The organism is Segatella salivae DSM 15606 (assembly GCF_000185845.1).
GTDB lineage: Bacteria > Bacteroidota > Bacteroidia > Bacteroidales > Bacteroidaceae > Prevotella > Prevotella salivae.
The window spans coordinates 530,904-549,178 of the sequence record NZ_GL629647.1; the positions used below are offsets into that span (position 1 = coordinate 530,904).

General features: G+C 38.7%; 12 protein-coding genes and 1 pseudogene. 7 read left to right on the top strand and 6 right to left on the bottom strand.

Going from position 1 to position 18,275, the window contains the following annotated elements; genetic code table 11:
• Positions 1–55 precede the first annotated feature (55 nt).
• Both HMPREF9420_RS02215 and HMPREF9420_RS02220 read left to right on the top strand, forming a co-directional pair.
• Positions 56–820 carry a hypothetical protein gene (locus HMPREF9420_RS02215; RefSeq protein WP_007133769.1) on the top strand — a complete coding sequence of 255 codons (765 nt, stop codon included), beginning with the start codon at positions 56–58 and terminating at the stop codon, positions 818–820.
• Between the two features lie 116 nt (positions 821–936).
• Positions 937–1,308 (top strand): annotated as a pseudogene (locus tag HMPREF9420_RS02220) (transposase); the annotation flags it as partial.
• A gap of 155 nt (positions 1,309–1,463) precedes the next feature.
• On the opposite strand, the gene HMPREF9420_RS02225 reads toward HMPREF9420_RS02220, so the two are convergent.
• Positions 1,464–2,192, bottom strand: coding sequence for a YebC/PmpR family DNA-binding transcriptional regulator (locus HMPREF9420_RS02225; protein ID WP_007133771.1), 729 nt, complete (start codon positions 2,190–2,192; stop codon positions 1,464–1,466).
• Positions 2,193–2,236: 44 nt separating this feature from the next.
• Positions 2,237–4,705, bottom strand: a complete 2,469-nt coding sequence (gene pheT / locus HMPREF9420_RS02230; protein ID WP_007133772.1) for a phenylalanine--tRNA ligase subunit beta — start codon at positions 4,703–4,705, stop codon at positions 2,237–2,239.
• Between the two features lie 651 nt (positions 4,706–5,356).
• On the opposite strand from pheT, the gene HMPREF9420_RS02235 reads away from it, so the two are divergent.
• The 5 genes from HMPREF9420_RS02235 (at position 5,357) to HMPREF9420_RS02255 (ending at position 13,916) form a co-directional block, all read left to right on the top strand.
• The gene (locus HMPREF9420_RS02235) at positions 5,357–6,628 is read left to right on the top strand and encodes a DUF3078 domain-containing protein (protein WP_007133774.1); all 1,272 of its coding nucleotides are present in this window, start codon (positions 5,357–5,359) and stop codon (positions 6,626–6,628) included.
• Positions 6,629–6,695: 67 nt separating this feature from the next.
• Positions 6,696–8,303 carry a CTP synthase gene (locus HMPREF9420_RS02240; RefSeq protein WP_007133775.1) on the top strand — a complete coding sequence of 536 codons (1,608 nt, stop codon included), beginning with the start codon at positions 6,696–6,698 and terminating at the stop codon, positions 8,301–8,303.
• Positions 8,303–10,237 carry a membrane protein insertase YidC gene (yidC, locus tag HMPREF9420_RS02245; RefSeq protein ID WP_007133776.1) on the top strand — a complete coding sequence of 645 codons (1,935 nt, stop codon included), beginning with the start codon at positions 8,303–8,305 and terminating at the stop codon, positions 10,235–10,237. The genes HMPREF9420_RS02240 and yidC overlap by 1 nt, the downstream gene beginning before the upstream one ends.
• A gap of 125 nt (positions 10,238–10,362) precedes the next feature.
• On the top strand, positions 10,363–12,528 hold the full coding sequence (locus HMPREF9420_RS02250; RefSeq protein ID WP_007133777.1) for a S9 family peptidase: 2,166 nt from the start codon (positions 10,363–10,365) through the stop codon (positions 12,526–12,528).
• 20 nt (positions 12,529–12,548) lie between these two features.
• Positions 12,549–13,916 carry an MFS transporter gene (locus HMPREF9420_RS02255; protein WP_007133778.1) on the top strand — a complete coding sequence of 456 codons (1,368 nt, stop codon included), beginning with the start codon at positions 12,549–12,551 and terminating at the stop codon, positions 13,914–13,916.
• Between the two features lie 130 nt (positions 13,917–14,046).
• Here HMPREF9420_RS02255 and HMPREF9420_RS02260 read toward each other — a convergent pair whose 3' ends face one another.
• The 4 genes from HMPREF9420_RS02260 to HMPREF9420_RS02275 form a co-directional block, all read right to left on the bottom strand.
• A complete protein-coding gene (locus HMPREF9420_RS02260; RefSeq protein ID WP_007133779.1) occupies positions 14,047–15,042 on the bottom strand; it encodes a rhamnogalacturonan acetylesterase in 996 nt (331 codons plus the stop codon).
• A 76-nt stretch (positions 15,043–15,118) separates the two neighbouring features.
• On the bottom strand, positions 15,119–16,483 hold the full coding sequence (hisS, locus tag HMPREF9420_RS02265; RefSeq protein ID WP_007133780.1) for a histidine--tRNA ligase: 1,365 nt from the start codon (positions 16,481–16,483) through the stop codon (positions 15,119–15,121).
• A gap of 11 nt (positions 16,484–16,494) precedes the next feature.
• A complete protein-coding gene (locus tag HMPREF9420_RS02270) occupies positions 16,495–17,772 on the bottom strand; it encodes an adenylosuccinate synthase (protein WP_007133781.1) in 1,278 nt (425 codons plus the stop codon).
• An 18-nt stretch (positions 17,773–17,790) separates the two neighbouring features.
• A partial coding sequence (locus tag HMPREF9420_RS02275; RefSeq protein WP_007133782.1) for a Fur family transcriptional regulator occupies positions 17,791–18,275 on the bottom strand: 485 nt, incomplete at its 5' end.

Consider the following 18,275-nt stretch of genomic DNA (forward strand, 5'->3'; position numbering starts at 1 on the left):
TTTTATTTGACAACGTACAAATGCGCTTGCCAATAAAGACAACTAAAAGTACAAAATGGAGAACTTATTTTACCTTATCTTTTTATTTGCAGGAATTGTTGTTCCTGGGTATCCTTCGAATCTGGGAGTGGACTGTAATAACAGTATAAGTGTTACAGGGGTAAGAAAAATTACCACAACAACACACGACAAATGGAGGATTGTTTGTCATTTCGACAGACAAGGCTCTCTTATTCGTGAGCGGAACTTTTATAAAGGAAAATTGAAGTCTGATTATGTATATGATTATCGGATTACGGACAGTGTCGTGGTGACAAGTATAACAGACATAAGTGCTCCTTACACCAAATTGGTGAAGAAATGCGAAGACTACTTTTCTCCTTCTGGAAAATGTTATAAACGCAGGGTATATATGAATGGTTCGGATACCGTATCATTATATATTGACAACTTTGTATATGACGGCGATTTGCTGATAAGCAATGAAGAGGCAACTGCCTGGCAAAAGGAAAATGGCAAAGTCTCGAAAGTGAACTATTATTATAATGAAAAGAAACAGAAGATTCTGGAAACCAAGTTTTTCAATGGAACAGACAGTGTATTCTATTCCTATGACAAAATGGGGAGGTTAACAGACGAGATAAAAAAATCAGATGATATATCAGTTTTGAGCGATATAGTTCCCTATGCTGACAATGAATTAAATAAAGTGCAACTCACATATTCTAATTTTGACAATAAAGGAAATTGGACGAAGAGTTATTATGCTACTCAAGAAGGAAAGAAAACGCGTTCTAAAAGAAAAATAGAATACTGGTAATCAGCAATATATTGACGAGAATTGGCCGTAGGGAGCCAAATGGGCAGGACGTGTTGAGAGTGTAAATTAAACTGTGTCATGCTACAATAAGATTAGTTTTACACAGTTTATTTATTATGGACAACAACGGAATTGATTACAAGCGGGCTGCGGAACAGCTTCGTAAGGGAGTACCATTATTCGGTAAGGATGGTGCTTTGGCACCAATGTTGGAGCGCATTTTGAATGCTGCCCTTGAAGGCGAGATGGATACTCATCTCTCTATTGATGAACGCTCAAAAGGCAATCGCCGTAATGGTAAGCTGCCTAAGCAAGTGCAGACATGCTATGGTGAGGTTACTGTAGAAACGCCTCGTGACCGTGACGGTTCCTTTGAGCCTCAGACCATCAGAAAGCGCGAAACAATCCTTGCAGAAGGTATGGCGGATCAGATTATAAACATGTATGCTTTTGGTACAAGCACTCGCGATATCAGCAAGTATTTAGAGCCTTGACACAGTTGAAAGTACACTACCGACAATAATGTTTACCGGACAGCAATAAAACTCAAATAAAAAACTATTGCTGTTAAATAAAACATATTCTCACATCAAGAAGTTTTATAAAACAGCAATAGTTTTTTGTAATATATAATATAAAAAGCTTACTCTTCTGGCTTCATATTTGTATAAACTGTTTGCACATCATCAAACTCTTCAAGCTTTTCAACCATCTTATCAATAGTTTCTCGCTCTTCAGGAGTAACATCTTTGAGATCATTCGGAATATAAGTAAACTCTGCTCCTGTTACTTCAAAACCCTCCGACTCTAAATGTTTCTGAATATCTCCGAAGCTTTTTGGGTCACCATAAATTGTGATTTCATTCTCTTCTTCGTCTTCATCGTATTCATCTTCTACTCCATAGTCTATCAAATCAAGAATCATTTCGTCCATATCAAGACCTTCTTTCTTCTTGAATGTGAAAACACTTTTATGGTCAAACAAGAATGAAAGGCTACCAGTCGTACCCATATTACCACTAAACTTGTTGAATATAGAACGTACATCAGCCACCGTACGAGTAGTATTATCGGTCAATGTATCCACCAAAACAGCCACTCCATGAGGGCCATATCCTTCATAAGTTACTTCTTTGTATTCACTCTGGTCTTTGCCCATTGCGTTTTTAATCGCGCGCTCAATGTTATCCTTAGGCATGTTTTCACGCTTACAGTTAGCTATCAAAGCACGTAAAGTAGGATTATTTTCTGGCTCTGGACCACCTGCCTTTACTGCAATAGCAATCTGTTTACCTAATTTTGTAAATACACGGGCCATGTGCCCCCATCGTTTAAGCTTTGTAGCTTTACGATATTCAAATGCTCTTCCCATTTTTATTATTCTTTTATATATGTATTCTTATCTCTCCATTACAATTATCTGAGTTCTGCCCCCAATTGTGTTGTGAGCTGCTTTATCAGTTTTTGCATAATTGCTTCAATAGCTTTATCATTCAAAGTCTTATTAGCATCTTGCAGAATAAAGTTGACTGCATAACTCTTTTTCCCCTCAGGAAGATTCTTTCCCTCATAAACATCAAAGAGTTCTACACGTTTTAAGAGTTTCTTTTCAGTCTGGAATGCAATCTGTTCAACTTGTTCAAAAGAGACTTTCTTATCAAGAAGCAAAGCTAAATCACGACTAACTGCAGGATACTTACATATTTCTTCAAATTCAAATTCGTTATTTCTTACCGCCTTAAGTAATGCATCTAAATCAATTTCTGCATAGTAAACAGGCTGCTCTATACCCATCTTTTTCAGAAGTTTCATATTAAGAATACCGACTTCTGCAAAGAGTTTACCACCTCTATTCTTATAGGAAAGTGCTTTAGAGAAGATGTTATTATCACTCTCAGAAACAACCAATGCACCTGCACTAACCCCTACTCGGGTAAAGATATTCTGCACATAAGCTTTCAATTCATAGATACTTGAATCTTCATCTGCATGAATCCACGAACCTTCTATACGTTTACCTGTAAGCCAAAGTGCCAAGTGGCGGTCCTCACTATAAGCCTTATAGGGAGCTTCTGCCTGCCATTTCTCCTTATTATATTTATAGACATTGCCCACCTCAAAGAAACGAATATTTCCATTACGGCGATTAACATTGCGCATAATACTTTCCAAACCACCGAACAATAAAGTTTGACGCATCACCCCAAGGTCTGCACTCAATGGATTCATTAGCTTCACTGTTGAACTCTCCGGATATGCATTTAGCTCCAAATCTGTATAATAATATAGCTTAGAAAGGGAGTTATTCAATATTTCATTAAAGCCACAGCCCACCAACTGCTCACCAAGAAGATTTGTCAATCGATATTTCTTATCTTCATCACCTGCAACAGTCAGCGAACTATTCAAGCGTGTTGGAATCTCTACATTATTATATCCGTAGATACGAAGGATATCTTCTACTACGTCAGATGGGCGCTGTACATCATAACGATAAGGAGGGACTATTAACTTTAGACCATCTTCTGTTTCTTCGATAATCTTCATCTCTAAAGAAGAAACTATATTTTTTATCGTCTCCTTTCCTATCTCCTTTCCAATCAGGCGATGCACATAATCAAATGAAAGATCAACGTTGAAACCTTCTATTGGTTCTGGATAGACATCTTTTATTTGCATTGAAATCTTTCCTCCTGCCAATTCCTTGCATAAGATAGCAGCTTGTTTCAATGCATAAACTACGCCATTAGGATCTATTCCACGTTCAAAGCGATAGCTTGAATCTGTACTTAACCCATGACGGCGTGCACTCTTACGAATCCATGTGGGGTGGAACACAGCGCTTTCAAGTACTACATTTCTCGTTGTATCATACGTTCCACTTCCTTTTCCACCGAAAACACCAGCAATACACATGGGCTCTTCTGCATTACAAATGCTCAAATCACGATCACTCAACGTATGTTCTTCACCATCAAGTGTCACAAACTTTGTTCCATCGGCCTGCGTACGAACTACTATTTTGTGGCCTTTCACCATGTCTGCATCAAAACAATGCATGGGTTGTCCATAGGCCATCATCACATAATTAGTGATATCTACAATGCTATTAATTGGGCGTAAGCCTATCACTCGTAGTTTATTCTGAAGCCAAGCTGGGCTTTCTTTAACTTCGCAATCCGTGATACTTACACATGCATAACGTTTACATGCATCCGAATTTTGCACTTCTACGTCAATCGGTAGGTCTTCGTTGTCAACCTTAAATTCATCACATGAAGGACGATGAAGTGTTGTTGGGTAGTTATTTTGCTTCAGCCAAGCATATAAATCACGTGCAACACCATAATGAGAAAGCGCATCTCCACGATTGGCTGTAATGTCTATTTCAATCAACCAATCACTTTCTAAATGATAATATTCAGCTGCCGGTGTGCCCACAACAGCATCATCAGGCAATACAATGATTCCACCATGACTATTGCCCACCCCTATTTCGTCTTCGGCGCAAATCATTCCAAATGACTCAACACCACGAAGCTTGCTTTTCTTGATTGTAAACGAGTCTTCACCATCATAGAGCACACAACCTAAATCTGCAACAATGACTTTCTGACCTGTAGCTACATTAGGAGCACCACAAACAATTTGTTGCGGTTCATCCTTACCCAAATCAACCATTGTAACATGAAGATGATCACTATTTGGATGGTCAACACAAGTCAATACTTTTCCAACATAAAGGCCTTTCAATCCTCCTTTGATGGTTTGTACTTCCTCCAAAGCATCAACTTCCAATCCTATCGAGGTCAACGCATCAGCTGTTTGTTGTGGTGTAAGGTCGAAATCAACGTACTCCTTAAGCCATTTATACGAAATATTCATATATTGTTTTTTTATATTTTCAAAACGATGCAAAAATACAAAAAATGAATCAAATACACAAGTACATAAATAAAAAACATAAGTAGAGGCTACACAACCTCTACTTGGATAGCAACAAAACGGAAAATAACCGAAAGAAGAGGACTATTAGCGTGCAACACAATGTAAAATCGATTCAAAGCATCTATGCTTCTCTTTCAATCATTTATAACATACTTACAAAGAGGTTTAGAGATAAATAAAAACACTTCTATTACATGAATTTTACAGCATAACATCATGACTTATAGCATCATACAAAAGGACACACTTTGGCCTGCAAAATAGCCTATATTAAAGCATAAAATGCCCCATATAACATCTTAAAACAACCCAGTTTAAAATCCGCTTTCGCTGCTTTAGAGAAAGAATTAATAAGGAACAATCCTTAGCACTTACTCGTTCTACTATATACAAAGCTTTTATTGTAAGCTATTTTGATAGAATTTAGAATATTGTTTATGAAGAAACAGCATGCAAAAATGGACATCATAAAACCTAACTTATAGCAATCTTAAAAGTGAATATTGTGATGAAAGCACATGTTCATATCGCTTTTCTCAACCATAGACTTTGGTTTTCTGCTTTTTTTGCATTACCTTTGCCTACATTATGAAACGACTTAAGACAATATCCATATTTATTTTTGCCTGTGCAATGACTATACACGCACAGACAACTCCTATGCGCACACTCCTACCGGCTAAGCCACGTACACTATATGAGCGCTATATTGATAGTCTACAAACTATGCGTCAGAATCTTGCTAACGTTCAAACGTCCTCAATTAAGGCAGACTATGCCCCACTCTTTCTACCTACAACATTCTATAAAGGAGTGAGTCATAGAATCTTTTCTTATGCAAAGACAGATTCCATCTCATTGACGAGCCAACTCAATGAAGCACTGTTGAACATCTATCTTCATAGACCTGACCTTGTGAGGACTACCGAAAGTCAACTTGACAACATTGGACCTGCACTTGAAGTAAACAATGCTATAAAGCCTAAGAACCAAGAACTTACAGAAAGAGTTGCACCCAAAACAGCTGAACCAGAATATGTTGATGCCAACATCGAAATTTATAAACCAAATTTTTGGAATTATAGTGGAGACTATTACCTTCAGTTCCTGCAGAATTATGTTTCAAACAATTGGTATAAAGGTGGGGAAAGCAATTACAGCATGGTAGGTTCGGTCACCTTGCAAGCCAATTACAATAACAAGCAAAAGGTGAAGTGGGACAACAAACTCGAAATGAAGCTTGGCTTCCAAACGTCTCAAAGTGATCAGATTCATAAGTTGAAAACCAGCGAGGACATGTTGCGTTATACAGGGAAAATAGGTTTCCAGGCTACAAAAAAATGGTATTATACAGCCCAACTTATTGCATATACCCAGTTCATGAAAGGCTATAAGAACAATGACCCATTTGTATATAGCGACTTCATCAATCCATTGAATGTCAACCTTTCTGTCGGTATGGATTATGAGGTATCATGGTTTAACAAACGATTGACAGGTAACATACATTTGGCTCCAGCTGCTTACAACTTCAAATATGTTAGTCGTCTTGATTTAAGTAAACGCTATGGACTGAAAGAAGGCAACCACACCTTGCATGACATTGGTTCAGAGTGTACGATAGACTTATTGTGGAAGATGAGCGACATGATAAAATGGAGAACTCGACTCTATGGATATACCACGTACAGGCGAGGCGAATTAGACTGGGAGAATACATTTACATTCCAGTTCAATCGATACATTAGCAGTAACCTTTTCATCTTCCCTCGCTTTGATGATGGCGCTGAACGCGATGGAAAATACGGCTATTGGCAACTTAAAGAATATGCAAGCCTTGGATTTTCATATTCTTTCTAAGGAAAGGTTTGTACATATCAAAGAAAAAAATTAAATTTGCATACTGAATTTATAAATTAAAAATATTGTGGCTGAAACAAAGTATATCTTCGTCACCGGTGGCGTTGTTTCTTCACTTGGTAAAGGAATTATTAGTGCATCCATCGGAAAGCTTCTGCAAGCCAGAGGCTACAACATCACAATTCAAAAGTTTGATCCCTATATCAACATTGATCCAGGGACGCTAAATCCTTATGAACATGGTGAATGCTATGTGACAGCAGATGGTATGGAGACCGATCTCGACTTGGGACATTATGAGCGTTTCACAGGTATTCAGACCACTAAAGCCAATAGTATGACTACGGGCCGCATCTATAAAGCGGTTATCGATAAAGAAAGACGTGGAGATTATTTAGGCAAAACCATTCAAGTGGTACCCCATATTACCGACGAAATCAAACGTAATATCAAACTTCTTGGGCAGAAATATCATTATGATTTCGTAATTACGGAAATTGGAGGAACGATTGGTGACATTGAAAGTGCGCCATTCATGGAAGCAATCCGACAGATGAAATGGGAGTTAGGAAAACGTGCACTCAGTATCCATCTGACCTACGTTCCTTATCTAAAAGCAGCTGGAGAGCTAAAAACAAAGCCTACACAACATAGTGTAAAAGAGCTACAGAGCATTGGTATACAACCTGATATCCTTGTACTTCGAACAGAGATGCATCTTAGTGACGCTATCCGAAAGAAAGTGGCAGCATTCTGTAATGTGGACTTTGATTGTGTTGTTCAAAGCGAAGACCTCCCTTCTATCTATGAAGTTCCAGTAAACATGCAGAACCAAAAGCTCGACGAAGCTATCTTAAGAAAGACAGGAGAACCTATAGGTAAGACACCAACACTTGGTCCTTGGAAAGAGTTTATTGAGAGAAGAGAGAATGCAAAAGAGACTGTTAACATCGGACTTGTAGGTAAATACGACTTGCAAGATGCTTATAAGAGTATTCGTGAAAGTCTTTCCCATGCAGGAACGTACAATGATTACAAGGTTAATATCACATTTATTAGTTCTGAAGAAATAACAGAACAAAATGTAAAAGAGAAGCTTGCAGGCCAAGATGGAATTGTGATTTGCCCAGGATTTGGGCAACGTGGTATCGAAGGTAAAATCACTACTGCTCACTATACACGTACACATAACATTCCAACTTTTGGTATCTGTTTGGGAATGCAGATGATGGTCATTGAATTTGCACGTAATGTGTTGGGCTATGAAGATGCAAACAGCCGAGAGATTAACGAAAAAACTCCACACAATGTTATTGACATCATGGAGGAACAAAAAAACATCTCCAATATGGGTGGTACCATGCGTTTGGGCGCTTATGAATGTATCTTAAAGCAAGGAAGCCACGTTTTCAATATCTATAAGAAAGAAAATATCCAAGAACGCCATCGTCATCGTTATGAGTTTAATAACGAATTCCAGAAAGAATTTGAGAAACATGGCATGATATGCGTAGGTAAGAATCCAGAAAGCGACTTGGTTGAAATCGTTGAGATTCCTACCCTTAAATGGTATATTGGAACACAATATCACCCCGAATATCAATCAACAGTACTTAAACCACACCCACTTTTTGTGGATTTTGTTAAAACAGCAATAGAAAATAAAAAGAAATAATGGATAAAAACAACATTATCGGATTCCTACTTATCGCAGCCGTTCTGATTGGTTTTAGTTGGTATAATCAACCATCTGCAGAAGAACAGCGTGCTGCTTTTGTGAAGGACTCCATTGAACAGGTAAACAAAAGCCAGTCTGAGAAGGCTGCTCAGATGGAAAAGAACAAGAGACAACAAGCAGAAAAACAAAAGGTTCTTTCCGATACTACTTCACTTTTCCATAAGGCACTCACTGGGAATGTCGAACGAATTGTATTGAAAAATAAAAAAGTAGAATTGACATTCAGTTCTAAAGGTGCTTACGTTGAACAAGCAGTCATTAAAGGTTATGTTGGTCATAACATTAAAGTGAAAAATGGCTCAGCAGATAAAAAGAATCTAACCCTATTTAGTGGTGCAGACCAAAGCATTAGTTATCTGCTTAATGCCAAAGAAACAAATATCAATACTGCCGAACTTTATTTCGTTCCGTCAGAGGTAAGTGATTCAACGGTGACCTTCATAGCTGATGCAGGTGAAGGAAAATCACTAACCTTAAAATATGAATTGGGGCGAGATTATATGCTCCACATGCAGATGAGTGTGCAAGGGATGGCTGGTCTTTTCGCCCCTGGTACACAGACTATGGATGTAAATTGGAAAGACAAAGCACGCCAACAAGAAAGAGGTTTCTCGTTTGAGAATCGCTATGCAACCCTCACCTATCATAAAAAGGATGGTGGAACAGACTATTTAAACGAGACCAAAGAAGAAATAGACAAGTCTATTGAAGAGCAGATTGACTGGGTAGCGTTCAAGAATCAGTTCTTTAGTGCTGTTATGATAGCCAAGAACAATTTTCAAAGCAATGCCTTAATGACTTCTATTCCTCAAGAAAAGGGAAGCGGTTATCTCAAACAATATGAGGCTAAGATGAAGACTTTCTTTGACCCAACTGGTAAGAAGGCTTCTGAATTTGAATTCTATTATGGTCCAAATGATTTCCGTCTGCTCCAGAAAATGGAAAAAGAAAGTCAGTTCCACAAAGACCTTCAGATGCAACGCTTAGTTTATCTTGGCTGGCCTCTCTTCCGCATTATCAACAGATGGTTTACACTCTATGTGTTTGACTTCTTGACAAGCATGAATATCAACATGGGTATCGTGCTCATATTGATTACACTTCTCTTAAAACTTCTCACCTATCCTATGGTCAAGAAGAGTTATATGAGTAGTGCGAAAATGCGCGTATTAAAGCCAAAATTGGATGAGGCTACAAAGCAATTTGACAAACCAGAAGACCAAATGCAGAAGCAACAAGCCATGATGGCAGAGTATGCAAAATATGGTGTAAGTCCTTTGTCAGGCTGTTTACCTATGCTTATTCAAGCACCGATTTGGATTGCAATGTTCAACTTTGTTCCTAATGCTATTCAACTTCGTGGAGAAAGTTTCCTATGGATAAAAGATCTCAGCACATACGACCCCATTTGGGAATGGAATCACAATTTATGGCTCATCGGTGATCACTTGAGTCTCACATGTATTCTCTTCTGTGTAGCTAACGTACTCTATACAATGATGACAATGCGCCAGCAAAAGGATCAAATGGTAGGCCAGCAAGCAGACCAAATGAAGATGATGCAATGGATGATGTTCCTCATGCCTATAATGTTCTTCTTCATGTTCAACGATTATAGTGCAGGATTGAACTTCTATTATTTTGTGAGCCTCTTCTTTAGTGCTGCTATTATGTGGGCACTTCGTAAAACAACAAATGATGAAAAACTTCTTGCTATTCTTGAAAAGCGTTACCAAGAGAATAAGGCCAATCCTAAGAAGCAAAGTGGATTGGCAGCTCGCTTACAAGCTATACAAGAGATGCAACAGAAGCAACAAGAAGAACTCAAACAAAAGAAACAAGAATTGAATAAGAGAAAGAAAGAACTTTAATTAATAGTCAACTACAACTCTGTAAAAAATCCTTTACTACAATTCACTACCTAATTATTAGTGAAGAGGAAGAAAATAAAGAAAAAAAGGATTTTACAGAGTTTGTGGTTTTTATTTTTCATTCAATGAATAAAAGTATTGCCATTGCGATGATGGCTGGTATGATAGCCACATCTTCACAAACGAATGCTCAAACCACAATTGGCCCAAGCAACATTAAACTTCAGAGTGATCTCATGACCCCAGAAGCTCTTTGGGCTATGGGACGAATAGGAGCAAGTACTGCTTCTCCCGATGGGAAGCAGATTGTCTATCAAGTAACTTATTATAGTGTGGCCCAAAATAAAAGCCATACAATCCTTTATATCCAAGATATCAATGGAAAGAATAAACGTCAATTGACATCCGACAATAAAAGTGAAAGTGATGCCACTTGGATAGAATCCGGAAAACGAATTGCTTTTCTACGTGATGGAGAGATATGGGTAATGAGTCCTGATGGAAACAATCGAAAACAGCTCTCTCACACAGAAGGTGCTATCGAAGGGTTTTCATTCTCACCTGATGAAAAAAAAGTAGTATATATCAAGAGTATTCCTTATCATGGAACTATTCGTGAAACTCCATCTGATCTTCCAAAGGCAACTGGACTTCTGATTACAGATATGAATTATCGTCATTGGGACCATTATGTGCAGACCATTGCACACCCCTTTGTTGCCAATATTACTCAAGAGGGCATACAAGAGGGTAAAGATATCATGCAAGGCCAGCCTTTTGAGGCTCCAGTTGCTCCCTTTGGAGGTATTGAGCAAATTGCTTGGAGCACGGATTCTAAATATATCGCTTATACCAGCCGTAAAAAAGAAGGTACACAATATGCCATCTCCACGGATACCGATATCTATTTATATGATATTAATAATGGTTCAACAATAAACCTTTGTAAACCAGCTAATTATCAAGAGCCCGAAATAGATGCCACTAAAACAATGAAGGACCAAGCAGTGAATCATCAGCAGGGTGATATGCAGGTAGGATATGATACCAATCCTAAATTCTCACCTGATGGTAAATACATTGCATGGCAAAGTATGAAGCATGATGGTTATGAGAGTGATCTCAATCGTCTTTGCATTATGGAACTTTCTACGGGCAAAAAGTATTACCTTATTGATAAAGGCAATTTTGATAGCAACGTAGAACAATATGTTTGGGCCAATGATAGTAAGAGTGTTTATTTTTTAGGTTGCTGGCACGCGTGTATCAATGTATACCAAGCATCATTAACAGGTAAAATAAAACAGCTTACTGATGGATGGTATGATTTTGGTAGTGTGAACACCTTAGGCAATACAAAAAACTTATTAGTAACACGCCATTCCATGCTCCAACCAGACGATATCTACCAACTTGCACCATCAAAAGTAGAGAAAAAAAGCAACCTTACACAATTGACTTTCGAAAACAAGGATATCCTTAACCAATTGGCTACACCTAAACTCCAACAACGATGGGTGAAGACCACAGATGGCAAAGAAGAACTCGTTTGGATTGTACTTCCTCCTCACTTTGATGCCAATAAAAAATATCCTGCATTGCTCTTTTGTGAAGGAGGCCCCCAAAGTCCAGTAAGCCAATTCTGGAGTTATCGATGGAACTTCTTTATCATGGCATCAAAAGGCTATGTTGTCGTAGCTCCTAACCGGCGTGGGTTACCAGGATTTGGAAGTGCATGGAACGAAGAAGTAAGCGGAGACTGGACTGGTCAATGTATGGATGATTATCTCAGTGCCATTGATGATGCATCAAACTTACCATTCGTTGATAAAAATCGATTAGGATGTGTAGGCGCCAGTTTTGGAGGCTTTTCTGTTTATTACCTTGCAGGCCATCATAACAAACGTTTCAAGGCCTTTATTGCTCACGATGGTGCATTTAATCTCGAAAGCATGTATACTGATACAGAAGAAGCATGGTTCAGCAATTGGGAATATGATGATGCTTATTGGAATAAAGACCAAAGCCAACATGCAAAGAACACTTACGCCAATAGTCCTCATCGATTTGTTGATAAATGGGACACCCCTATTCTCGTAATCCATGGAGAAAAAGATTATCGAATTAATGCAAATCAAGGAATGGGTGCCTTTAATGCTGCTCGCTTGAGGGGCATTCCTGCAGAAATGTTACTGTTCCCTGATGAGAACCATTGGGTCTTAAAACCACAGAATGGTATTTTATGGCAACGTACATTCTTTGATTGGCTTGACAGATGGCTTAAGAAATAACAAAACAAACAAATAAGAAAATGACAGAAATCATTAGAAAAAAACTTAGTGACAGTGCGGGAGCGCGCTGGACTGCCCTACTCATCGTTGCATTTACCATGATGATGGGCTATTTTATCACCGACGTGATGTCGCCTCTCGAAGTAATTCTTGAAACGTCAAAGGAACAAGGCGGACTTGGATGGTCTTCGAGTGACTATGGTTTCTTTGCAGGAAGCTATGGACTGATTAATGTATTTATGCTTATGCTTTTCTTTGGTGGGATTATCCTTGACAAGATGGGCATACGCTTTACCGGCGTTATGGCAAGTGGATTAATGGTCGTTGGTGTAATCATTAAATATTTTGGTGTGACAACGAATTTTGGTGATAGTAAATTTACCCTTGATTTTGTTAACTTCTCACTTCCTATGTCAGCAGCTATTGCCTCTTTGGGATTTGCCATTTTTGGTGTAGGGTGTGAGATATGTGGTATTACTATATCTAAAATTATAACGAAATGGTTCACTGGACATGAACTTGCACTTGCTATGGGTGTACAAGTTGGCTTAGCACGCCTTGGTACAACAGCGGCTATGGCTGGTTCCCTGCCTCTTGCAAAAGCATTTGGAAATCATGTTAGTGCACCTATACTCCTTGGACTTGTGTTGCTTATAGCCGGTTTTTTGGCATTTATTGTTTATACTGTAATGGATAAGAAACTTGACGCTTCCACTGGAGAGGTTACAGGGAATGTATCTGACGAAGATGAAGGCTTTCATTTTGCCGACCTTAAGTTTATCTTCACCAATCCTGGTTTTTGGTGCATCACCTTACTTTGCCTAATGTTCTATAGTGGTGTGTTCCCTTTCCTTAAATTTGCCACAAAACTGATGGTTGATAACTATAATGTTCCTCAAGACCTTGCAGGTTCTCTTCCAGGAGCTATTCCTCTGGGTACAATTATTCTTACTCCACTCTTCGGTACCATCTATGACCGTATAGGTAAAGGTGCTACTCTTATGCTCATTGGAAGCATTATGCTTACATTCGTACACTTTATCTTCATGATTCATATCCTACCTGTAGGATGGTTTGCTATCATTATGATGATCATTCTTGGCATTGCTTTTTCATTGGTACCTTCTGCCATGTGGCCAAGTGTTCCCAAGATAATCCCTATGAAATTACTGGGTTCGGCTTATGCCATTATCTTCTATATTCAAAATATTGGACTTAGTCTCGTACCAATGGCAATTGGCAAAATCAACAAAGCAGACCCTTCCTTTACCGGGATGGAAACTTTCTTTATTGGATGTGGAATAGCAGCTATCATTATAGCTTTTGTACTCATGTTGATTGACCGGAAAAAGCATTATGGTCTCCAACAGGCTAATGTCAAGAAATAAACTTATTCATTTCTTGGTATAACAGCCTATATTAAAGGTAAAAACCCCTGAGTTAGATAAAAAACTCAGGGGTTTTTATTTATAACCGACCCACTTTACATATTAATTCCACCTACTTTTATCACATATATCAGTCAACTTGTTCAGCATATCTACCCCAAGTGATTTTTATATTACGATTAAGTTTTGCTTTTGAAAGCCTCCATCGTCCGTCTAATACAAGGATATGATATTTACCCTTCTTGGGCATCTGAGACAAGGCACTGTCCAATGACAGATAATTTCCATGTCCCTGTGAAGATACCACGGCATCATAATGCCTTACAAATGGCCTTAAATCTTTTATCTTACGCCCCAAGGCATCTGCAAAGGCGTTTGCCATGGTAAAAGCTCCATATACATTATAATGTGTATTGTCTTTTCTTCCTTTGGGAATACTTGATAACTCACCCGGCTTTAGCCATACATGCAAATTCCGACTTCCTAACACTCCATGTTTTTGTTCAATCTGAGCAGATATGTTGTTTGCGTCTACAAAAAAGACATTTAATTTTTGTGCCACCTCTTGTGCTATATGTCTATATGCTCCATGAGTATCTATCAACGTGTCACTATTTATTTTTTCTTCATCATAGGCCACATCTCTCAGCTTTTCATCATCAATAAGACTATCGGCCATCTTTTTATAAAAACACCTTCGTGCAACAGGACTCATCAGTACAGGTACAGCTCCTTTACTTCTCGTTTCAAGAACATATCGTTCTAAATTCCTGAAAAATGTTGTTTTTGGATCTGTATGGCGTGCTTCATCAAGCTTTGAATCATTATGTCCAAATTGAATAATAACATAGTCACCCGGCTTAAGACTTTCAAGCACATTCTTCCACCTTCCCTCATCAAGAAAGCTCTTACTCGAACGACCATTCACGGCATAGTTTCTTATCAAGACATTATCTGAAAAACATCCTTGGAGCATCATTCCCCAACCTCGTTCTGGGTTATTCTGTGGGTCTTTCTTTTCGGCTGCTGTTGAGTCCCCAATAATATAGATAGTTGTTTGAGGACGTTTAAGAGAGGAAAGAAGAATCAAAAAACAAAAAAGGATAAATCCTAATCTACATCTCATAAATTAAATTATTAAGTTATTCTTTAAGATAAAAAGAAAAGAAGTAAGCAAAAACTTACTTCTTTCTTTATCATCCTCATTTTAAGACCGAAGCAATCAATTCTTTTGCAGTGACCAACTTTTGTTCACCCGACTGCATGTCCTTCAACATGAGTTTTCCTTTCTCAATTTCATCTTCACCTGCAAAGACAACATAAGGTATATTCTTTGCATTCGCATAATTCATCTGCCGTTTCATCTTTGCTTTATCGGGGAATATTTCTGCACGAATCCCGCTTTTACGGATTTCGGCGATGAAAGGAAGACAATAGGCTGTTTCTTTTTCTCCAAAATTGATGAATAAAACCTGTGTTGAACTCAGCATTTCTTTGGGATAGAGTTCTAAGGTATTCAGCACATCATAAATACGATCAGCACCAAATGAAATTCCTACACCACTCAAGCCAGGCATACCAAATATTCCTGTAAGATTATCATAACGTCCACCTCCAGTAATACTTCCCATGGGCGTATCGAGGGCTTTCACTTCAAAGATGGCACCAGTATAATAATTCAATCCACGAGCAAGTGTAAGGTCTAATTGTATTTCATTGTTCAAACCAACCGAATTGAGTGTATCAAGAATAAACCTCGTTTCTTCAACGCCCTTCAAGCCTACTTCTGAACTTTCAAGTACCTTCTCTATAGTTTTCAGCTTGTCTTCATTAGAGCCCTGCATAGTCAATATCGGCTGGAGCTTCTCGATTGCTTCATCTGTAATGCCTCCAGCTTTTAATTCTGCATTGACATTTTCTAAACCAATCTTTTCTAATTTGTCAATAGCTACAGTAATATCTATAATCTTATCTGCTTCATCAAGAACCTCAGCAATACCCGAAAGAATCTTTCGATTATTGATTTTAATCTGAATTCTTATACCGAACTTCGTAAAGACTGTATCAACAATTTGCATCAGTTCTACCTCATTCAGCAATGAATCAGAGCCGACAACGTCTGCATCACATTGATAAAACTCACGATATCTTCCTTTTTGAGGACGATCTGCACGCCACACGGGTTGAATCTGATAGCGTTTGAAAGGCAACTGGAGTTCATCTCTATGCATGACAACATAGCGTGCAAAAGGAACTGTTAAATCATAACGTAGACCTTTCTCGCATAGTTTTGAAGCCAAGTGAAGGGAATTGCGTTCATTCAATTCTTCATCAGAGATTTTATTTAAATAATCTCCTGAATTCAATATCTTAAACAACAATTTATCTCCTTCTTCACCATACTTTCCCATCAATGTTTGTAGAGTCTCCATTGCTGGAGTCTCTATCTGTTCAAAGCCATAAAGTGCATAAACATCTTTTATGGTGTTGAAAATATAATTTCGTTTTGCCATTTCCTCAGGACCAAAATCACGGGTTCCCTTTGGAATGGAAGGTTTTTGCGCCATTTTATTTATTTTTATAAAACAATTGTTTGTTCTCTATCTGGACCAATAGAAATAATCTTTATCGGTGTTTCCAAGAAGTCTTCCAAAAACTTGATATACTCACAGAATGCTTGTGGGAATTGCGTGGGGTCCTTAAACTTTGTCATGTCGGTTTTCCACCCCTTAAACTCTTTATAAATTGGCTCTACACCTTCTAATTCATAAGGCAATTCCTCTGTTACACTTCCATCTTTCAAGCGATATGCCACACAGGCCTTGATGGTTTCAAAGCTATCGAGAACATCACTCTTCATGAGAATCAATTGTGTCACACCATCTAACATTATAGAATAACGCAATTGCACGAGGTCTATCCAGCCACAACGACGTTCACGCCCTGTTACTGCTCCATACTCATGTCCTTTGTCACGGATAGCTTTACCGGTTTCATCAAACAGCTCAGTAGGGAAAGGACCTGCGCCCACACGCGTACAATAAGCCTTCATGATGCCATAGACTTCTCCTATCTTGTTTGGACCGATACCCAAACCTGTACATGCGCCTGCACAGATTGTATTGGATGAAGTAACAAAGGGATAAGACCCGAAGTCCACATCAAGCATCGTTCCTTGAGCACCTTCACAGAGAATGCTCTTACCTGAGCGTAGGATATTATTCATCTCGTGTTCTGAATCAACGAGCTTAAACCGACGCATATAGGCTATACCTTCAAGCCAATTCTTCTCTATCTCATCAAAACCTTCAAAGTCTGTCCACCCCAATGCTGCCAGCATTTTGAGATGACGAGCCTTGTGGGCTTCATATTTTGCTTCAAAATCTTCTAAAATATCTCCTACTCTCAGTCCGTTCCTACTTATCTTATCGGTATAAGTTGGGCCTATGCCTTTCCCGGTGGTTCCTACTTTTGCCTTGCCCTTAGCGGCTTCATAAGCACGGTCGAGGATACGATGCGTTGGTAGAATCAGATGGGCTTTCTTTGAGATATGCAGACGCTCTTGCAATGGGTGACCGCTTTTTTCCAAGTCTTTCGCTTCTGCCATGAACAAATCAGGAGCAAGCACCACACCATTTCCTATGATGTTTATTTTGTTTCCTTGGAATATACCCGAGGGTATTGAGCGAAGCACATACTTTCGACCTTCAAACTCCAATGTATGACCTGCATTCGGTCCCCCTTGGAAACGTGCCACTACATCATAGTTTGGTGTCAACACATCAACTACTTTTCCCTTTCCTTCATCGCCCCACTGTAATCCGAGTAGGACATCAACTTTTCCTGTTGTATTCATTATATCTATAGATTTTTGTCATCTCGTTTTTTTTGCAGACTTCCTCTTGCCTGGAGATAATCTCCTTGCATGGCAAGCCCCACACACGCCATATATATACAGATTATAATTGTCTCTATGAAAACGCTTGAATTTGAGTTCTTCTATCATTTCTATAAGCTGGGGATAACTCTGTTCGGTGATACGCCCACACTTACGGCAAATCTGCAAGATAGCGCCTTGCATCGTAGAAGTGTTATAATAGGTGGTGCTGCCTTGTAGATGGACTTTAACAATGAATCCTAATTTCAAAAACAAATTCACACAATTATAAAGGGTAGCCCTACTAACCTTGAATTTCTTTTCCGTCAACACCTCATCCAAATGGTCTATCGTAAAACGATTATCCATGTTGCAGATAGCCTCCAACACAGCATAACGCTCAGGGGTTCTACGCCGCTTTGTTGACACTAAAAATTCATTGAGAATGTCATAAGCTCGTTGTGTGTCTGCTTTTACCATTG

Coding starts and splice junctions, on each gene's coding strand:
- HMPREF9420_RS02215 (WP_007133769.1), top strand. CDS start 56: ATGGAGAACTTATTTTACCTTATCTTTTTATTTGCAGGAATTGTTGTT.
- HMPREF9420_RS02225 (WP_007133771.1), bottom strand. CDS start 2,192: ATGGGAAGAGCATTTGAATATCGTAAAGCTACAAAGCTTAAACGATGG.
- pheT (WP_007133772.1), bottom strand. CDS start 4,705: ATGAATATTTCGTATAAATGGCTTAAGGAGTACGTTGATTTCGACCTT.
- HMPREF9420_RS02235 (WP_007133774.1), top strand. CDS start 5,357: ATGAAACGACTTAAGACAATATCCATATTTATTTTTGCCTGTGCAATG.
- yidC (WP_007133776.1), top strand. CDS start 8,303: ATGGATAAAAACAACATTATCGGATTCCTACTTATCGCAGCCGTTCTG.
- HMPREF9420_RS02250 (WP_007133777.1), top strand. CDS start 10,363: ATGAATAAAAGTATTGCCATTGCGATGATGGCTGGTATGATAGCCACA.
- HMPREF9420_RS02255 (WP_007133778.1), top strand. CDS start 12,549: ATGACAGAAATCATTAGAAAAAAACTTAGTGACAGTGCGGGAGCGCGC.
- HMPREF9420_RS02260 (WP_007133779.1), bottom strand. CDS start 15,042: ATGAGATGTAGATTAGGATTTATCCTTTTTTGTTTTTTGATTCTTCTT.
- hisS (WP_007133780.1), bottom strand. CDS start 16,483: ATGGCGCAAAAACCTTCCATTCCAAAGGGAACCCGTGATTTTGGTCCT.
- HMPREF9420_RS02270 (WP_007133781.1), bottom strand. CDS start 17,772: ATGAATACAACAGGAAAAGTTGATGTCCTACTCGGATTACAGTGGGGC.